We start from the raw sequence: 16,533 nt of genomic DNA on the forward strand, positions 1-16,533 counted from the left end.
GAGTGGTCGTATGACGGAGCAGTGGGACACGCCGGACAAGCTAGCCGCCATGCGCGACGCCACCGAGGCCACCGTGCCCGGGTGGCGTCGGCCGGCCCTGTGGGCGGTGGGGATCAGCGCGGCCTCGTCGGAGCCGGAGTGGGAGTTCCCGTGCGTCAACCGCGGCGCGGGCTACCTGCCCGCGGTGGTGCTCGGCCGGCTGGTGCGGCACAGCCGGACGACCGAGACGCTGCCGGTGTCGGCGGAGGTGCTGCGCCGGGCCGTCGACGACCTGTCGCCGGCCGAGGCCTGCACCTCGGTCGACCACCCCAACCTCGTGGCGTGGCGGTGGCTGCTGGGCGAGATCGAGTCCAACCCCGCGCGGGACCTGGTCGTGGTCTACGTCGACGACCTGGACGACCCCGTGAGCAGCGAGGCCGACGGCGAGCTGAGGGCCGCGGCCTCCTGACGACCGGCCTGACGGGACCCGAGCGGCCCGGCGACGCAGTCTCGCTGGGCCCGGTCGGCGTCATGGAAGCGATTTCTTCAGACGCGGAGAGTAACGCTCGTCATACTTGATGCAGCGGACGCGCCGGGCGCGCGAGCCCTGGCGCGCCTACGACCCCGGTGCCCCTTGCGCAGGGCTTCTGGTATGCCCGCCCGGCAGGCGCCGAGCGGCTCGAGGGCCTGCGCGAGCTCGCGTCGTGGGGATCCTTCATGGGCGCCGGAGGCGTCCGGCATACGGCACCGTCGCCATTTGCACTCGGGTGTGCCGAGTGCTAATCATGTACTTAGCACTCTCGTATCGAGAGTGATAAGTCCTGGCCGTGTGCCGAGGCCTGCGCCGCGAGGTGACCTGAACCTCGCCGGGGTGGGTCGTCCGTCGCGGGCGTCATGCGGCCGACACATCCGTTTCGCGTGGGAGGAACCCCCCGAATGGCCAAGCTGATTGCCTTCGACGAAGAGGCCCGCCGCGGTCTCGAGCGTGGCATGAACACCCTTGCCGACGCCGTCCGCGTCACCCTGGGCCCCAAGGGCCGCAACGTCGTGCTGGAGAAGAAGTGGGGAGCCCCCACCATCACCAACGACGGCGTGTCCATCGCCAAGGAGATCGAGCTCGAGGACCCGTACGAGAAGATCGGGGCCGAGCTCGTCAAGGAGGTCGCCAAGAAGACCGACGACGTCGCCGGTGACGGCACCACCACCGCCACCGTCCTCGCGCAGGCCATGGTCAAGGAGGGCCTGCGCAACGTCGCGGCCGGCTCCAACCCCATGGCGCTCAAGCGCGGCATCGAGGCCGCCGTCAAGGCCGTCTCCGCCGAGCTGCTCGACATGGCCAAGGACATCGAGACCAAGGAGCAGATCGCCTCCACCGCCTCGATCTCCGCCGCTGACCCCCAGATCGGCGAGCTCATCGCCGAGGCCATGGACAAGGTCGGCAAGGAAGGTGTCATCACCGTCGAGGAGTCCAACACCTTCGGCCTCGAGCTCGAGCTCACCGAGGGCATGCGCTTCGACAAGGGCTACATCGCGCCCTACTTCGTCACCGACACCGAGCGCATGGAGGTCGTCCTCGAGGACCCCTACATCCTCATCGTCAACTCCAAGATCTCGGCGATCAAGGACGTCCTGCCGCTGCTGGAGAAGGTCATGCAGTCCGGCAAGCCGCTCGCGATCATCGCCGAGGACGTCGAGGGCGAGGCCCTGTCCACGCTGATCGTCAACAAGATCCGCGGCACCTTCAAGTCCGTCGCCGTCAAGGCCCCGGGCTTCGGTGACCGTCGCAAGGCCATGCTCGGCGACATCGCCATCCTCACCGGTGGCCAGGTCATCTCCGAGGAGGTCGGCCTCAAGCTCGACACCACCGAGCTCGACATGCTCGGCCGTGCGCGCAAGGTCGTGGTCACCAAGGACGAGACGACCATCGTCGAGGGCGCGGGCGATGCCGACCAGATCGCCGGTCGCGTGGGCCAGATCCGTTCCGAGATCGAGCGCAGCGACTCCGACTACGACCGCGAGAAGCTGCAGGAGCGCCTCGCCAAGCTCGCCGGCGGCGTCGCCGTCATCAAGGCGGGCGCGGCCACCGAGGTCGAGCTCAAGGAGCGCAAGCACCGCATCGAGGACGCCGTGCGCAACGCCAAGGCGGCCGTCGAGGAGGGCATCGTCGCCGGTGGTGGCGTGGCCCTGCTGCAGGCCACCGACGCTGCCTTCGGCACGCTCTCGCTGGAGGGCGAGGAGGCCGTGGGTGCCAACATCGTCCGCGTGGCCGCCGAGGCTCCGCTCAAGCAGATCGCCGTCAACGCCGGCCTCGAGGGGGGCGTCGTGGCGGAGAAGGTCCGCAACCTCACCCCGGGCGAGGGCCTGAACGCTGCCTCGGGCGAGTACGTCGACATGATCAAGGCCGGCATCATCGACCCGGCCAAGGTCACCCGCTCCGCCCTGGAGAACGCCGCCTCGATCGCGGCGCTGTTCCTCACCACCGAGGCCGTCATCGCCGACAAGCCGGAGAAGGCTGCGCGGCTGCGCCGGGCGGCGACGACATGGGTGGCATGGGCTTCTGACGAAGGACGTGTGCGAAGGTTGGGCCCGAGCTTGCGAGGACCCGGCCGTAGCGGAGTTCGAGGAAGAAGCCCAAAGGGCTCAGCTCTGACGCAGAAGACGAGGGGCGGCTCACCGATCGCGGTGGGCCGCCCCTCGCGTGCGCAACGGCTGCCCGTAGGGGTGGGTGGGCACCAGTGGGTGTCTTGCCGCCACGGATCTCGCCGGGGAGGAGGTCGGGTGTGCAGCAGCCGTGCACGCTCGGGGGCGGGACCGGCGACCGGGCCGTATGCCGCGGCCGGTGGGTACGTGAGCGAGGTCATGCCGTCCGATCCGTGGGTGGACGTGCGCGCCGGTGGCCGGTCGGGGGAGAGTCGTGGTCGGACCACACCCACGACGCTGCAGGAGCCACGGCATGATGCCCCGCAAGGACACCTTCCTCGCCTGCGCGGTGATCCTCATCTGGGGCGTCAACTTCGTGGCGGCGAAGTATGGGATGGAGGCGATCCCGCCGCTGCTGTTCGCGGCGCTGAGGTTCATGCTGGTCGCCTTCCCCGCGGTGCTGTTCGTGCGTCCTCCGGGCAACGGGTGGCGGACGGTGCTGGCGTGCGGGGCGACGATGTCGGCGGGGCAGTTCGCGTTGCTCTACACGGCGATGAACCTCGGCATGCCGGCGGGCCTGGCGTCGTTGGTGCTGCAGATCCAGACGGTGTTCACGGTGGGCATCGCGGCCCTGGTGCTGCGGGAGCTGCCGACGCGCTGGCAGGTGGCGGGCATCGCCATCGGCGTCGCCGGCATGGTGGTGGTGGGCTGGGAGTTCATGGCGGCAGCGCCGGTGCTGCCGTTCCTGATGACGATCGCGGCCGCGGCGTCGTGGGGGATGGGCAACGTTCTCACCCGGCGCCGGCCGCCGCGGGACGGCTTCTCCCTGGTGGTCTGGTCGGCGCTCGTGGCGCCGTTGCCGCTGCTCGGCCTGTCCCTCTGGCTGGAGGGCTGGGAGCGTGACCTGCACGCGCTGACGCACCTGACCACGACGTCGGTGCTGGGGCTGGCGTTCGTCACCTATGGCGCCTCGATGGCGGGCTACGGCCTGTGGAATCTGCTGCTGTCCCGTCACGCGGCATCGACGGTGTCGCCGTGGTCGATGTTCGTGCCGGTCATCGGCACCGTCGCCGCGTACTTCTACAACGGCGAGACCCCCACGGTCGTCGGCCTCGTGGGGGCGGTGGTCATCATCCTCGGAGTGCTGATGGCCCTGGGCGTCCTCGGCCCGCGCCGCCGGCCCCGCCCGGACGTGCCGGACCGCGAGCACCCGCCTGCGGAGCCGGCAGGCCTGTGACGGGAGAAGGCCGCGGCAGGGCTGGGGGACCCCCTGCCGCGACCCTCCCGACCCGGGCGGGCGAGCCCATGGCCCGCCCGGGAGCTCGTGGGTCAGCGGAACATCGCGGTGTTGGCCTGCTCGGTGTCGGCATACTGCACCCCGGCCTGCTGGAGCAGCCGGTTGATCGACTCCAGCGACTCGCGGACCTGCGACTGGGTGCCGCGCCACTGCGCAATGACGCCCTGGAAGCCGGCGGACGCGCTGCCCTGCCAGGCGTCCTGCAGGGCGCTGAGGCGGCCCATCATGGCCCCGACCTGCGTCTCGATCTCCGCGGAGATCTGGCCGATGTCGGCCGAGGCCGCGGAGATGCGCTCGGTGTCGACGGTGAAGGTTGCGCTCATGGTCCTGGTCCTTTGCTCGAGTCCGACCCTGGTGGCCCGGTCCGTCAGGTGCTCCCCGATCGGCTAGGACCAACTCTGCACGGCTCGCCGCGTGACCCCGTCCGCTCGTCCACAGGCGGGGTCGGTTAGCCTGACCGCATGGGGACGGTGACCGCGTGACGCTCTATGTCGACGCTCCGCAGTGGCCCGCGCACGGTCGACACTTCGCGCACCTCATCTCCGACCACTCCTACGCCGAGCTGCACGCGTTCGCCGCGCAGGTCGGGCTGCCCCCGCGGTCCTACGACGGGGACCACTACGACGTCCCGCAGGAACGGCACGCCGAGGTCGTCGCGGCGGGTGCCCGACTGGTCGACGGGCGCGAGCTGGTCCGGCTGCTCCACACCACCGGCCTGCGCTTCCGCAAGCGCAAGGGGGAGCGCCCGATGGGTCGCTACGTGGACGTCGTCCCGACCGTCGCCGGGCGGCACCATCTGGATGTCGTCGTCTCCCACCAGGAGCCCCCCGAGCCGACGACCACCGCGGCGGCGACCTTCGTCTTCGACCGGGCCGACCGCCTGTTGATGGTGCACAGCCGCGCCCGAGGGGGATGGGAGGCCCCCGCTGGCGCCCGCGAGCCCGGCGAGAGCCCGCGCGCGGGCGCCGTCCGCGAGGTCCGCGAGGAGACCGGTCTGGTGCTCGACGAGGCGCTGCTGCGGCCGATCGGCTACGAGCGGATCACCCAGAGCCGGCCGTCGCCCCGGTGGCCCCACCTCCCGCACTGCCACGTCGCGATCTACGCCGCGGACCTCGACGTGGACGGGCCCTCGCTGACGCCCTACCGCACCGAGGTCCACGACGCGGTCTGGGTGCCGCTCGACGAGGTCCGCGAGCGCTGCTCGCCGCAGTTCTGGTGGCCGGTGCTCGACTGGTTCCTGCAGCACCGCTGACGCGCTCTGGAGGAACCAGCCGGGCAGCGTCCGACCGGACGGCAGCTCAGACGAGCGCCCAGGCCACCGCGACAGTCCCGAGCCCACCAGGCTGCCGATGGTCGACAGGACGGTCCAGGCCCTGAGCCCATCCGCCACGCTGAGCCCGACCAACGAGCTGCGGGGCATACGGTCCTCTCTCCCCGGTGCGACCAGGTCAGGATGGGTCGTCGCTCATGCCAGCCGGGCCAGCTCGTGCTCGACGTTGGCGCGGGCGGCGGCCTCCCAGGCCGTGCGGGCGCGCGTCGTGGCATAGATCTGCGGGCGGTCCAGCAGGGCCGCGAGGATCCGGGAGCGACCGGCCCGGTAGGCCTCGTCCGGGACCGAGGAGTACTCGGCTCGCACCTGGCGGCAGTACTCGTCGAAGCGGTCCGCCGGCGCCCCGAGGATCCACAGGTCGGCGTCGAGGAAGGCGCCGTGCACGGGGTCGCCCGCCACCTCGTGGTCGGTGGTCGCCTGGACCAGCGACGCGACCAGCTCGATCAGGTCCACGTCGGCGTCCAGCTCGTCGAGCAGCTCGACGGCGAGCGCCGCGCTGGCCTGCTCGTTGGCACCCGGCTCGGCGGGGACGTCGTAGACCGCGTCGTGCAGCCACGCCGCCACGCGGCAGGCCAGCAGCTGGGGTGGCGTGAGGGCGTCGTCGGCAGCGAGGCGCCCGAGGACCGCGAGCATCTCGGCCAGATGGTGGATGCCGTGGTAGACGCGGTGCGGCTCGCGCCAGAGGTCGACGAGCCGGGTGGCCGCCCGCTCGAGGAGGACCGCGTCGGCGCGGGGGGCGAGAGCCTGCAGGTCCGCCTGGCAGGCGGCAACGAGGTCGTCCATGCGGTCAGCCTCTCACCCGGTGATCGGCTGGGGGGACCTGCACGGCCAGCGGATCCGGGAGCGGTCGGGCGTGAATCACGCTGAGCCCGGAGACGGCTCGCGTCAGCACGACGTAGAGCCGCCGCAGACCGGTCCGCTCGTCGGGCTCCGCCTCCGCGATGGCGGCCGGCTCGACGACCACCACGCGGTCGAACTCCAGGCCCTTGGCGACGGTCGCGGGCACCACGTCGACCTGGTGTTCGACGTCGCCGTGGTCCACGCCCAGTACGCCGTGCTCGACCCCGACCCCGAGCAGCGCCTGCGAGACCGCGGCCACGCTCCCGTCAGCGACGATCACGCCGATCGAGCCGGGCTGCCGGGCGAGGTGGGCGACCCGGGCCGCCGCGGTCGACCAGAGCGAGTCCGCCTGCACCGCAACGATGTCCAGGTCACCGGTGTTGTCGCGCACGGACTGCGGAGCCGCGAGGCCTGGCGCCATGACGGGGAGCAGGCGGGCGGCATACTCGATCACGGCCGCGGGCACCCGGAAGCCGCGGCGCAGCTCGGTCACCTGGCCCTCGGGCTTGCCGAGGTGGCGCAGCGACTCCTCCCACGAGCCCGTGGCCCACGGCGTCGTGCCCTGCGCGATGTCCCCGAGGACCGTCGCGGCGCCGGTCGAGCACCGCCGGCCCACGGCGCGCAGCTGCATCGGTGACAGGTCCTGCGCCTCGTCGAGCATGACGTGCCCGAGGCTGGGCGTGCGGGACAGCAGGTCGGCGAGCTCGTCGAGGAGGACGGCGTCGGCCAGGGTCCAGCGGGCGGCCCCCAGCGTGCGAGGAGCCTTGTCCCACAGCAGTTCTGCCTGCTCCGCAGGGGAGAGTATGCCGTCCGCCGCCGTCTCCAGCGCCGCCGGGTCGGACCACAGCCGGTGCAGGACGGTTGCGGGGTCGAGACGGGGCCACAGGGCGTCGGCATACCGCCGGACGGGGGTGGACCGGGCGACGGCGTCCTGCACCCGGTCGTCGGGAGAATCGCCCGCGGCCTCCATCTGCACCAGCACCGCGTGGGCGAGGCGCTGCGGCAGCATCTGCCGGGCGGCGTCGTAGCGGACGTCGCGGGCCAGGAGCTCCTCGACGATCTCGCGCACCTCGTAGCCCGGGACGCGCCAGCGGCGAGCGCCCCGGGGGACGACCAGCGCGTCCTCGGGGGCCTGGACGGCCGAGCGGACGGCGCGGCGCAGGACCTCCGCGAGGCGGGCGTCGCCCTTGAGGGTCCCGCGACCGGCGGGGTCGGTCGCGCGGACCCGGACGCCCTCGCCGACCAGGCCCTCGATGGTGGTGTGCCGGACCTGCACCTCGCCCAGGGCCGGCAGGACCGCGCCGATGTGCTTGAGGAAGGACGCGTTGGGCCCGATGACCAGGACGCCCTGGCGGGTGAGGCGGTCGCGGTAGGCATAGAGCAGCCACGCCGCGCGATGCAGCCCCACGGCCGTCTTGCCGGTCCCCGGCGCCCCCTGGATGCAGACGGTCGTGCTGTCGTCGACCCGCACCAGCAGGTCCTGCTCGGGCTGGATCGTGGCCACGATGTCGCGCATCGGACCGACCCGAGGACGCTCGATCTCACGGGCCAGGATCTGCGAGCTCGCCTGCTGCTCGGCGCGATCCGTGAGGTGCTCGTCCTCGAGGGCGGTGATGCGGCCACGGTCCAGGCCGAACCTGCGGCGCAGCACCACGCCCATGGGGTCGGTCCGCGAGGCGCGGTAGAACGCCGTCGACGCAGGGGCCCTCCAGTCGATGACCAGAGGGTCCCCGGCGTCGTCGGTGACGTGCCGGCGGCCGACATACCACTGCTCGTCGTGGTGGTCCCCGTCCAGGTCGAGCCGACCGAAGAACAGCGCGGTCGTGGGGTCGTCCTCGAGGGAGCGGGCACGGCGCCAGAGCGTGCGCGCGAGGTGCTCGGCCGCGATCGGGTCGCTGCCCTGCACGTCGACGGCGAGGGTGCGCTCCCGCATCGCGGCGAGCGCGGTGCGGGAGCGGTCGAGGTAGGCCTGCTCGCAGGCCAGCTCACCGGTGGGGTGCTCGTCGGTGGGCGAGGGCATGACGGCAGCACCTTCCGGGTGGCGTGGGGGGGACCCGCCACCCTAGCCCAGGGCTACGAGGGGTCGGTCACTGGGACGACTTCTGGGCGAAGGTGATCTGCACGTCGTGGCGCTCGCCGTCGCGCAGGTAGGTCACCTTGGCCGTGTCCCCGACCGTCCGCTCGCGCACCTGGGCGACCAGCGCGAGCGACCCCGTCACCGGCTCGTCGTCGATGGCGATGATCGCGTCCTGGGCGCGCAGACCGGCCTTGTCGGCGGGGGAGCCCGAGACGACGTTGGCGATGACGGCGGCCACGCGCTGCCCGTCCCCGTCCTTGACCATGGCGGGCTTGGACGAGACCCCCATGAAGGGGTGCTGCGCCCGTCCTGTCTTGATCAGCTGGTCGGTGATCGAGTTGACCTCGTTGACCGGGATCGCGAAGCCGATGCCGATCGAGCCCGCCTGCCCGCCCGACGACGACCCCATCGAGGCGATCGAGGAGTTGATGCCGATCAGCTGGCCGTCCGCGTTGACCAGCGCGCCACCCGAGTTGCCCGGGTTGATGGGCGCGGAGGTCTGGATCGCGTTGGTGACCACCGGGTCCGCGGCCTGCTGCCCGAACAACCCGCCGTCCTGCTGATCCTGCGAGGAGCGGTCGGTCGACACGGGGCGGTTGAGGGCGCTGACGATGCCGGTGGTGACGGTGCCGGACAGGCCGAGGGGGTTGCCGACGGCCATGACCGGATCGCCCACGGTGAGCTGGTCGGAGTTGCCGATCGCGATGGGCTTGAGGTCCTTGACGTCGCCCTGCAGCTTGATGACGGCCAGGTCGGTCGACGGGTCGAGACCCACGATCTTGGCCTGGAACGCGCGCTGGTCGTCGAGCGTCACGACGATCTGGGCGCCCGACCCGCTGTCGCCCACGACGTGGTTGTTGGTGACGATGTGGCCCTGCTCGTCGAGGATCACCCCCGAGCCCTCGCCGCCGCTGCTGCCGCTCTGCACGGAGATCGACACGACGCTGGGGGAGACGGCCTGGGCCGTGGCCTTCCAGTCGGGGGCGTTGCTGGCGCCCTGGTCGAGCGGCGCCTGGGTGTTGCGGGCCGGGTTGGCGCTGGGCGTGGTCCGGGAGACGCTCGACGTCTGCTGGCCCCGGTCGCCCGCGAACAACGCGTAGGTCCCGCCGCTCGCCAGCGCGGCCGCGGCCACGGCCGCCGTCGGCACCTGCCACCAGCCGGCGCGGCGACGCCGTGGGCTCACCGGCGCGGATCCACCCACCGGGCCGTATGCCGGTCCGCTGCCTCCCGGGCCGCCGCCACCCGGGCCGTGGCCCTGCTGGCTGGGCTGGCCGGGTGCGGCGTAGGGGTTGGGCGCGCCGGGCTGGACGACGCGGGGGATCTCCTGGGTGGAGCTGTGGCGGGGGATCTCCTGCGTGTGTTGCGGGTCGACGCGTGGGTCGACGACTGGGTCCCTGTGGGGGTTGTCCTGCAGGGGGGGCTGCGAACCGGGCTGGTGCTGGTCGTTCATCGTGACTCCTCGGGGGCCTGAGGTCTCGAAGGGTGGTCCATCGACCTAGGCCGATGCTGGTGGGTCGCTGTGGGGCTGCTGTGGGTCGGTGGGCAGGCGGACCCGGAAGGTCGCTCCGCCACCGGGGGTGGGGACGATCGTGACATCCCCGTGGTGCGCGCCGGTGATGGCGGCCACGATGGCGAGTCCGAGCCCGGTGCCGCCGGGGTGGCTCGTGCGGCCACGGGAGGGGTCGTTGCGGAAGAACCGCTCGAACACCTTGGCCGACAGCTCGGGGTCGATGCCGGGACCGTGGTCGCGGATCTCGATGGTGGTCCAGGCGTCGCCGTCGTCCCCCCGACCCTGGCCCACGGCCAGCTCGATCGGGGTGCCGGCGGGCGTGTGGTTGATGGCGTTGCCGACGAGGTTGGTGACCAGCTGGCGCAGCTTGGACTCGTCGCCGCGCACGGGGTTGGCGTCGATGGGCCCGTGCAGGCCGAGCATCGTGATGTCGCGGTCCGGGGCGAGGGCGCGGGCGTCCTGGGCGGCGTCGGCGAGGACCACCGTCAGGTCGACCGAGGTGAACTCCATGGGTCGTTGCTCGTCGAGGCGGGCGAGCGACAGGAGGTCCTCCACCAGGGCTCCCATGCGCGTCGACTCGTCCTCGATCCGCTGGAACACCTGTCGCACGTGCTCCGGCTGGGTCACCGCCCCCTGGCGGTAGAGCTCGGCATACCCCCGGACGGCGGCAAGCGGTGTCCGCAGCTCGTGCGAGGCGTCGGCCACGAACTGCCGCATCCGGGTCTCGCTGGCCTCGACGTGCTGGAAGGACCGCTCGATGTGGCTGAGCATGACGTTGAGGGAGTCCGAGAGGCTGCCGACCTCGTCGTCCGCGGAGCGGGCCGGCACGCGCCTCGTCAGGTCTCCGCCGGCGATGGCCTTGGCGGTGTCCTCGATCTGACGCAGCGGGCGGAAGGCGCGGCGGATCGCGAACCAGCCGGCGACCATCAACGCCGTCACCGCCGCCAGCCCGATGAGCAGCGAGAAGAGCATGACCTGGCTGGTGGTCTTCTCCACGCCGCGCATCGACACGGCGACGGCGTAGGTGCCCGAGTCGCCGTCGAGCTTGTCCGCGACCACCCGCCAGCGCTGGAGCCCGTCCCTGGACCGCACCTCGAAGATCTGGTGGGTCCGGACCTCGGGGGCGTCCATCTCGAGGCGGGGGATGTCCGGGTGCTCGTCCTCCGTCTGCGGCTGGAACACGATCTGCCTGCTGGATCCTCTGGGAAAGAAGACGACCGCGTAGCTGGTCGGGAAGTTGTCGAGCTCCTGCTCGGTGGCGATCGCGTCGAGCGCGCTCGCGCTGAGGGGCCCGGCGCTGAGTCGCAGCTCCTGGTCGGTGCGCTGGACCAGCTGGCGCTCGAGGAGCCACGTGGTGGCGCTCGTCGTCAACGTCAGGGCACCGGCCATCAGCACGACGAGGATCAGCACCAGCCGGTGGGTCAGCGGCATGCGCTGCAGCCAGCGGTGGACCGAGACGCCCACCGCCGACCCGCGCACCCGCGACATCCGACCGGCCAGGCGACTCACGAGATCTCGGGAGGCAGCCGCAGGACGTAGCCCACGCCGCGCTTGGTGTGGATCAGCGGCGGCTCGATGGAGTCGACCTTGCGACGCAGGTAGGAGATGTAGGACTCGACGATGCCGGCCTCGCCGCGGAAGTCGTAGTCCCAGACGTGGTCGAGGATCTGCGCCTTGGACAGCACCCGGTTGGGGTTGAGGATCAGGTAGCGCAGCAGCTTGAACTCGGTCGGGGAGCAGTCGATGACCTTGCCCGCGCGACGGACCTCGTGCGAGTCCTCGTTGAGCTCGAGGTCGTGGAAGCGGATCGTCCCGTCCTCGGGCTCGTCCTGGCGCGTGCGGCGCAGGACGGCGCGGATGCGGGCCACGACCTCCTCCAGGCTGAACGGCTTGGTGATGTAGTCGTCGCCGCCGATCGTGAGGCCCTTGACGCGGTCATCGACCGCGTCGCGCGCCGTGAGGAAGACGATGGGGACGTGGCGGCCGGCCTCGCGCAGCTTGGTCGTGACGGTGAAGCCGCTCATGTCAGGCAGCATCACGTCCAGGACGACCAGGTCGGGCTCGTGCTCCTCGGCGAGGACCAGGGCGGCCCCGCCGTCACCGGCGGTGAACACCTCGAACCCCGCGAATCGCAGGCTGGTCGCGAGGAGCTCGCGGATGTTGGGCTGGTCCTCGACGACCAGGAGTCTGGCTTCGGGCGTAGTGGTCACGGGGTGGAGTCTGACCCCTGCCGCTGGAGGTTTCCTGGGAGACTGCTGGATCAGCAGGCCGTATGTCGCCCGCCCCGGCGTCTGGCGGCGTGGCGCCGACGGCGAGGGGTCGCAAAGATGGGCGACACGCCGTGGGCTGCGACATTCGCGCCCCCTCGCCGCGGCTGGCAGTGCCGCGCGGGCGGCGAGGGGTCGCAAAGGTGGGCGACACGCCGTGGGCTGCGACATTCGCGCCCCCTCGCGCGGCCGGGTCAGGCGTCCAGCCGCCTGGCAGCGTCATACGGCGTGGTTGTCCACAGGCCGACGCGTCCCCGCCGGCGCCGTCCACAGGCGCGCACCAACGGCTGTCCGCGATGTGACGACGAGCGCATGCTGCCCGTCATGGACGAGCTGCCACGGCACCTGACGTCCGGCGAGGCCCGCCGCCGAGGCATCACGCGCGCGACGCTCACGGCGTCGGGGCTCGTGCGGACCCATCACGGCCTGTGGGCGGCCGACGTTCCTCACTCGCTGACGGAGGCGATCACCCACGTAGCCAGGGTGATTCGCGGCCGCTGGGCATTGTGTGGCTGGTCGGCCGTGGAGCTGCTGGGGCTCCCCGAGCGCTCCTCTTGGCAGCCCGGCGACCCGGTGCATGTCTGCGTGCCCACCGCTCGGCGGGTCCGGCGTGACGGAGTCGTGTCGCACAAAGGTCTCGAGCGCCGCAGGGTCGTGGACGTCGGCGGGATCCCGGTGGTCGCGGGCATCTGGGCCGTCGCGGACGTGCTCACGGACCCGCTCGTCACGCATGACGACCTGGTGCGGCTGTGCGACGGCTACCTGCACCTCGGCGGCCCGGCCGACTCCTTGCTGGCGCTGGCCTCCCTCGACCGCCGAGGGGTGAGGCAGCTGCGGGCGGCCCTGCACGACGTCAGGCGCGGCGCCGAGTCGCCGCGCGAGACCGACCTGCGCGTCCTGCTGACCAGGGCAGGGCTGCCGGAGCCCGAGCAGCAGGTCCGGCTGGTGGGCGCGGATGGTGCGACGGTGTGCCGGTTCGACCTCTACTGGGAGGAGTTCGCCCTGGGAGGCGAGTTCGACGGAGACGGGCACCGCACGGAGCGTCGACGCTGGCGCGGCGACCGGCGGACCGACAGGCAGGCCCTGCTGCTCGGGCACCGGCGGCTGCGCGTGACGTCGGACGACCTGGAGCCGGGCCGGCTGCACGAGACGGTGGAGGACTTCCGGACGTCGATGGTGCCGGTGAGCATGCCGCCACGGGGTCGGCTGGTGCGGACGGTCGACTCGTCGCCGCTGGACCTGCCGTGGTGACGGCTGGAGGCGCCGCGCGGGCGGCGAGGGGTCGCAAAGGCGCGCGACATGCCGTGGGTTGTGACATTCGCGCCCCCTCGGCGCGCCTGGCGGCGCCGGGAGTAGGGCGACGGGCAAGGCGAGTCAGCCGAGGTCGGCGGCGTCGACGATCGTGTAGGCGTAGCCCTGCTCCGCGAGGAAGCGCTGGCGGTGGGCCGCGAAGTCGGCGTCGACCGTGTCGCGCGTGACGACGGTGTAGAAGTGGGCCGTGCGTCCGTCGGCCTTGGGACGCAGCAGCCGACCGAGCCGCTGGGCCTCCTCCTGGCGCGACCCGAAGGTCCCCGACACCTGGATCGCCACGCTCGCCTCGGGCAGGTCGATCGAGAAGTTCGCGACCTTGGACACGACCAGCAGCGAGAGCTCCCCGGCGCGGAAGGCGTCGAACAGCCGCTGACGCTCCCTGACGGTCGTCGAGCCCGTGATGACGGGGGCATCCAGCCGTGCGGCGAGCGCCTCGAGCTGGTCGAGGTACTGCCCGATGACCAGTGTCGGCTCGCCGGCGTGCCGCGCCACCAGCCGCGACACCACCTCGTCCTTGGCCTGCGCGCACGAGGAGAGGCGATAGCGCTCCTCGGGCTCGGCGATGGCATACGCCATGCGGTCGGCGTCGGGCATGGACACCCGCACCTCCACGCAGTCGGCCGGGGCGATCCAGCCCTGCGCCTCGATGTCCTTCCACGGGGCGTCGTAGCGCTTGGGCCCGATGAGCGAGAAGACGTCGGACTCGCGGCCGTCCTCGCGCACCAGGGTCGCGGTCAGCCCCAGCCGGCGGCGCGCCTGCAGGTCCGCCGTCATGCGAAAGATGGGGGCCGGCAGGAGGTGCACCTCGTCATACAGGATCAGCCCCCAGTCGCGGGCGTCGAGCAGCTCGAGGTGGGGGAAGGTGCCCTTGCGCCGGGTCGTGAGGACCTGGTAGGTCGCGATGGTCACCGGGCGGATCTCCTTGCGGGCGCCGGAGTACTCGCCGATCTCGTCCTCGGTCAGGGAGGTGCGGCGGACGAGCTCGTCGCGCCACTGCCGCGCCGAGACCGTGTTGGTGACCAGGATCAGCGTCGTGGCTCGGGCGCGCGCCATGGCGCCGGCCCCGACGAGCGTCTTGCCCGCCCCGCACGGCAGCACGACGACGCCGGACCCCCCGTCCCAGAAGCCGTCGATCGCCTGCTGCTGGTAGGGGCGCAAGGCCCAGTCGCGCTCGTCCAGGTCGATCGGGTGCGCCTCGCCGTCGACATAGCCCGCGAGGTCCTCGGCGGGCCAGCCGACCTTGAGCAGCTCCTGCTTGAGGTGGCCCCGCTCCGAGGGGTGGACCACCACGGCGTCATCGCTGAGCGTCTCCCCGAGGAGCGGGCGGATCCGCTTGTGCCGCAAAACTTCCGCGAGGACGGCGAGGTCGGTCGTCCGCATCACCAGGCCGTGCCCGGGGTCCTTGACCAGCGTCAGCCGGCCGTAGCGGTCCATCGTGTCGGCGACGTCGACGAGCAGAGCCTGGGGGACGGCATACCGGCTGTGGGTGAGCAGGGCGTCGACCACCTGCTCGGCGTCGTGACCGGCCGCGCGGGCGTTCCACAGACCGAGGGGCGTGACGCGATAGGTGTGCACGTGCTCAGGGGCGCGCTCCAGCTCGGCGAACGGCGCGATCGCCCGCCGGGCCGCTTCGGCGCCGGGGTGGTCGACCTCGAGCAGCAGGGTCTTGTCGCTCTGGACGATGAGGGGGCCGTCAGGCATCAGACGGCGACCGGGGTGGACGTCAGGGTCGGGACCGGCGAGGGCGTCATGGTCGGCAGGTCCGCCTGCTCCATGAACCACAGGAAGCCGGCCACCCCGGCGATCAGCAGGACGACGCCCAGGACCACGTTGAGCACGAGGACGATCCACGCGACGGCGGCGAGGCGGCCGGCGCGGCGCGGATCGCTGCGGTGCTGGACGATCCCGACGATGCCGAGGACCGCGCTGGGCAGGCCGACGATGAACGCCGTCGACAGGGCCGCCAGCACGCTGACCACCGTCACGACGATGGCGTTGACCGGGGCGCCGGGGGAGGGAGCGCCGTATGGCGGCTGCCCGTAGGCCGGCTGCCCGTAGGCCGACTGTCCATATGGCGGCTGGCCGTAGGACGGCTGGCCCTGGGTCTGGGAGTACCCAGGACGGCCGTAGCCGGGCTGAGCGGGGTGACCACCCTCGGCATACGAGCGAGGTGTGGGGTCGTCGGCGGGCGGCTGGCTGCTCATCGGTGCTCCTCGGGTCGGTCGTGACGTCAACCCCACGCGGTGCTGGTTGCTTCCCAGCAGGCTAGCGGGGTGGGGCAGGATGGGACTCGACGCCGTCGACGAGGACCGCCGCCGCCGACACCGAGGAGCGAGATGCGCCAGCCCCAGCACGAGCCGATGACCGGTGCGCCGGACCGGGTGACGATCTACGAGGTGGGCGCGCGCGACGGCTTGCAGAACGAGAAGTCGATCGTGCCCGTGGAGGTCAAGGCGGAGTTCGTGAGGCGGATGCTCGCCGCGGGCCTCGAGACGGTTGAGATCACGAGCTTCGTGTCGCCGCGGTGGGTGCCGCAGCTGGCCGACGCCGCCGACCTCGTGACCGCGCTCGGCGCTGACGCGCTCGGGACCCAGCGGCCCGTGCTGGTGCCCAACGAGCGGGGGCTGGACCGGGCGGTGGAGCTGGGGGTCTCCTCCGTCGCCATCTTCGGGTCCGCCACCGAGACCTTCGCCGCCAAGAACCTCAACTCCACGGTGCTGGACCAGTTCACGATGTTCGAGCCCGTGGCCAAGCGCGCCAAGGACGAGGGGCTGTGGCTGCGGGCCTACGTGTCGATGTGCTTCGGCGACCCCTGGGAGGGCGACGTGCCCATCGACCAGGTCGCCGACGTGTGCGCGCGGATGATGGACCTCGGCGCGGACCAGCTCTCGCTGGGCGACACCATCGGCGTGGCGACGCCCGGCCACGTGGGTCGGCTGCTGGCGGCGCTGGCCGAGCGGGGGATCGGCGCGGACCGGGTGGCCGTGCACTTCCACGACACCTACGGCCAGGCGCTCGCGAACTCGCTCGAGGCGATCCGGCTCGGGGTGCGCACCATCGACGCCTCGGCGGGGGGGCTGGGCGGCTGCCCCTATGCCAGGTCCGCGACCGGCAACCTCGCCACCGAGGACCTGGTGTGGGCGCTGCACGGGATGGGCGTGTCGACCGGCGTGGACCTCGAGGCGCTGGTCGCCACGTCCGTGTGGATGGCAGAGCAGCTCGGCCGGCCGTCGCCGTCACGCGTCGTCAAGGCGCTGTCGGGGGGCTGACCTCAGCCCTGCC

Annotated in this window: 13 protein-coding genes and 1 pseudogene; 6 read left to right on the forward strand and 8 right to left on the reverse strand. The window is 72.2% G+C overall.

Annotation, left to right across the window (positions count from 1 at the left end):
- The first annotated feature begins 10 nt into the window (after positions 1-10).
- The 3 genes and pseudogenes from ACF3NS_RS07205 to ACF3NS_RS07215 all read left to right on the forward strand — a co-directional run bounded on the left by ACF3NS_RS07205 (position 11) and on the right by ACF3NS_RS07215 (position 3,856).
- Positions 11-448 carry a hypothetical protein gene (locus ACF3NS_RS07205; protein ID WP_019284358.1) on the forward strand — a complete coding sequence of 146 codons (438 nt, stop codon included), beginning with the start codon at positions 11-13 and terminating at the stop codon, positions 446-448.
- Between the two features lie 467 nt (positions 449-915).
- A pseudogene (groL, locus tag ACF3NS_RS07210) lies at positions 916-2,540 on the forward strand (chaperonin GroEL).
- Positions 2,541-3,013: 473 nt separating this feature from the next.
- Positions 3,014-3,856 (forward strand): EamA family transporter, encoded by an 843-nt coding sequence (locus ACF3NS_RS07215; protein ID WP_392469096.1) that lies wholly within the window; start codon positions 3,014-3,016, stop codon positions 3,854-3,856.
- A gap of 92 nt (positions 3,857-3,948) precedes the next feature.
- Here ACF3NS_RS07215 and ACF3NS_RS07220 read toward each other — a convergent pair whose 3' ends face one another.
- Positions 3,949-4,239: a WXG100 family type VII secretion target gene (locus ACF3NS_RS07220; protein ID WP_392468874.1), complete on the reverse strand. Its 291-nt coding sequence runs from the start codon at positions 4,237-4,239 to the stop codon at positions 3,949-3,951.
- Positions 4,240-4,394: 155 nt separating this feature from the next.
- On the opposite strand from ACF3NS_RS07220, the gene ACF3NS_RS07225 reads away from it, so the two are divergent.
- Positions 4,395-5,168, forward strand: coding sequence for a DUF4031 domain-containing protein (locus tag ACF3NS_RS07225; protein ID WP_392468876.1), 774 nt, complete (start codon positions 4,395-4,397; stop codon positions 5,166-5,168).
- A 213-nt stretch (positions 5,169-5,381) separates the two neighbouring features.
- Here ACF3NS_RS07225 and ACF3NS_RS07230 read toward each other — a convergent pair whose 3' ends face one another.
- The 5 genes from ACF3NS_RS07230 to ACF3NS_RS07250 form a co-directional block, all read right to left on the reverse strand.
- Positions 5,382-6,029 carry a hypothetical protein gene (locus ACF3NS_RS07230; RefSeq protein ID WP_230082625.1) on the reverse strand — a complete coding sequence of 216 codons (648 nt, stop codon included), beginning with the start codon at positions 6,027-6,029 and terminating at the stop codon, positions 5,382-5,384.
- 4 nt (positions 6,030-6,033) lie between these two features.
- Positions 6,034-8,106 (reverse strand): HelD family protein, encoded by a 2,073-nt coding sequence (locus ACF3NS_RS07235; protein ID WP_392468879.1) that lies wholly within the window; start codon positions 8,104-8,106, stop codon positions 6,034-6,036.
- Between the two features lie 67 nt (positions 8,107-8,173).
- Positions 8,174-9,613, reverse strand: coding sequence for a S1C family serine protease (locus ACF3NS_RS07240; RefSeq protein ID WP_392468882.1), 1,440 nt, complete (start codon positions 9,611-9,613; stop codon positions 8,174-8,176).
- Positions 9,614-9,658: 45 nt separating this feature from the next.
- Positions 9,659-11,182, reverse strand: coding sequence for a cell wall metabolism sensor histidine kinase WalK (locus ACF3NS_RS07245; RefSeq protein ID WP_288799288.1), 1,524 nt, complete (start codon positions 11,180-11,182; stop codon positions 9,659-9,661).
- A complete protein-coding gene (locus tag ACF3NS_RS07250; RefSeq protein WP_288799287.1) occupies positions 11,179-11,883 on the reverse strand; it encodes a response regulator transcription factor in 705 nt (234 codons plus the stop codon). Before ACF3NS_RS07250 ends, ACF3NS_RS07245 begins: the two co-directional genes overlap by 4 nt.
- Positions 11,884-12,264: 381 nt before the next feature.
- Here ACF3NS_RS07250 and ACF3NS_RS07255 point away from each other — a divergent pair, with 381 nt between their 5' ends.
- Positions 12,265-13,191: a hypothetical protein gene (locus ACF3NS_RS07255; RefSeq protein WP_154592303.1), complete on the forward strand. Its 927-nt coding sequence runs from the start codon at positions 12,265-12,267 to the stop codon at positions 13,189-13,191.
- 123 nt (positions 13,192-13,314) lie between these two features.
- Here ACF3NS_RS07255 and ACF3NS_RS07260 read toward each other — a convergent pair whose 3' ends face one another.
- Both ACF3NS_RS07260 and ACF3NS_RS07265 read right to left on the reverse strand, forming a co-directional pair.
- Positions 13,315-14,952: a DNA repair helicase XPB gene (locus ACF3NS_RS07260; RefSeq protein WP_392468884.1), complete on the reverse strand. Its 1,638-nt coding sequence runs from the start codon at positions 14,950-14,952 to the stop codon at positions 13,315-13,317.
- Entirely contained in the window at positions 14,952-15,455 is a 504-nt protein-coding gene (locus ACF3NS_RS07265) for a hypothetical protein (RefSeq protein WP_392468887.1), read from the reverse strand. The genes ACF3NS_RS07260 and ACF3NS_RS07265 overlap by 1 nt, the downstream gene beginning before the upstream one ends.
- 132 nt (positions 15,456-15,587) lie before the next feature.
- Between ACF3NS_RS07265 and ACF3NS_RS07270 the strand changes: the two genes are divergently transcribed.
- Entirely contained in the window at positions 15,588-16,520 is a 933-nt protein-coding gene (locus tag ACF3NS_RS07270; RefSeq protein WP_392468890.1) for a hydroxymethylglutaryl-CoA lyase, read from the forward strand.
- Positions 16,521-16,533: the final 13 nt, after the last annotated feature.

Origin of the sequence: Arsenicicoccus cauae, assembly GCF_043162025.1 — a bacterium.
GTDB lineage: Bacteria > Actinomycetota > Actinomycetes > Actinomycetales > Dermatophilaceae > Arsenicicoccus > Arsenicicoccus cauae.

Coding starts and splice junctions, on each gene's coding strand:
- ACF3NS_RS07230 (WP_230082625.1), bottom strand. CDS start 6,029: ATGGACGACCTCGTTGCCGCCTGCCAGGCGGACCTGCAGGCTCTCGCC.
- ACF3NS_RS07205 (WP_019284358.1), top strand. CDS start 11: ATGACGGAGCAGTGGGACACGCCGGACAAGCTAGCCGCCATGCGCGAC.
- ACF3NS_RS07260 (WP_392468884.1), bottom strand. CDS start 14,952: ATGCCTGACGGCCCCCTCATCGTCCAGAGCGACAAGACCCTGCTGCTC.
- ACF3NS_RS07240 (WP_392468882.1), bottom strand. CDS start 9,613: ATGAACGACCAGCACCAGCCCGGTTCGCAGCCCCCCCTGCAGGACAAC.
- ACF3NS_RS07215 (WP_392469096.1), top strand. CDS start 3,014: ATGGAGGCGATCCCGCCGCTGCTGTTCGCGGCGCTGAGGTTCATGCTG.
- ACF3NS_RS07220 (WP_392468874.1), bottom strand. CDS start 4,239: ATGAGCGCAACCTTCACCGTCGACACCGAGCGCATCTCCGCGGCCTCG.
- ACF3NS_RS07235 (WP_392468879.1), bottom strand. CDS start 8,106: ATGCCCTCGCCCACCGACGAGCACCCCACCGGTGAGCTGGCCTGCGAG.
- ACF3NS_RS07265 (WP_392468887.1), bottom strand. CDS start 15,455: ATGAGCAGCCAGCCGCCCGCCGACGACCCCACACCTCGCTCGTATGCC.
- ACF3NS_RS07270 (WP_392468890.1), top strand. CDS start 15,588: ATGCGCCAGCCCCAGCACGAGCCGATGACCGGTGCGCCGGACCGGGTG.
- ACF3NS_RS07255 (WP_154592303.1), top strand. CDS start 12,265: ATGGACGAGCTGCCACGGCACCTGACGTCCGGCGAGGCCCGCCGCCGA.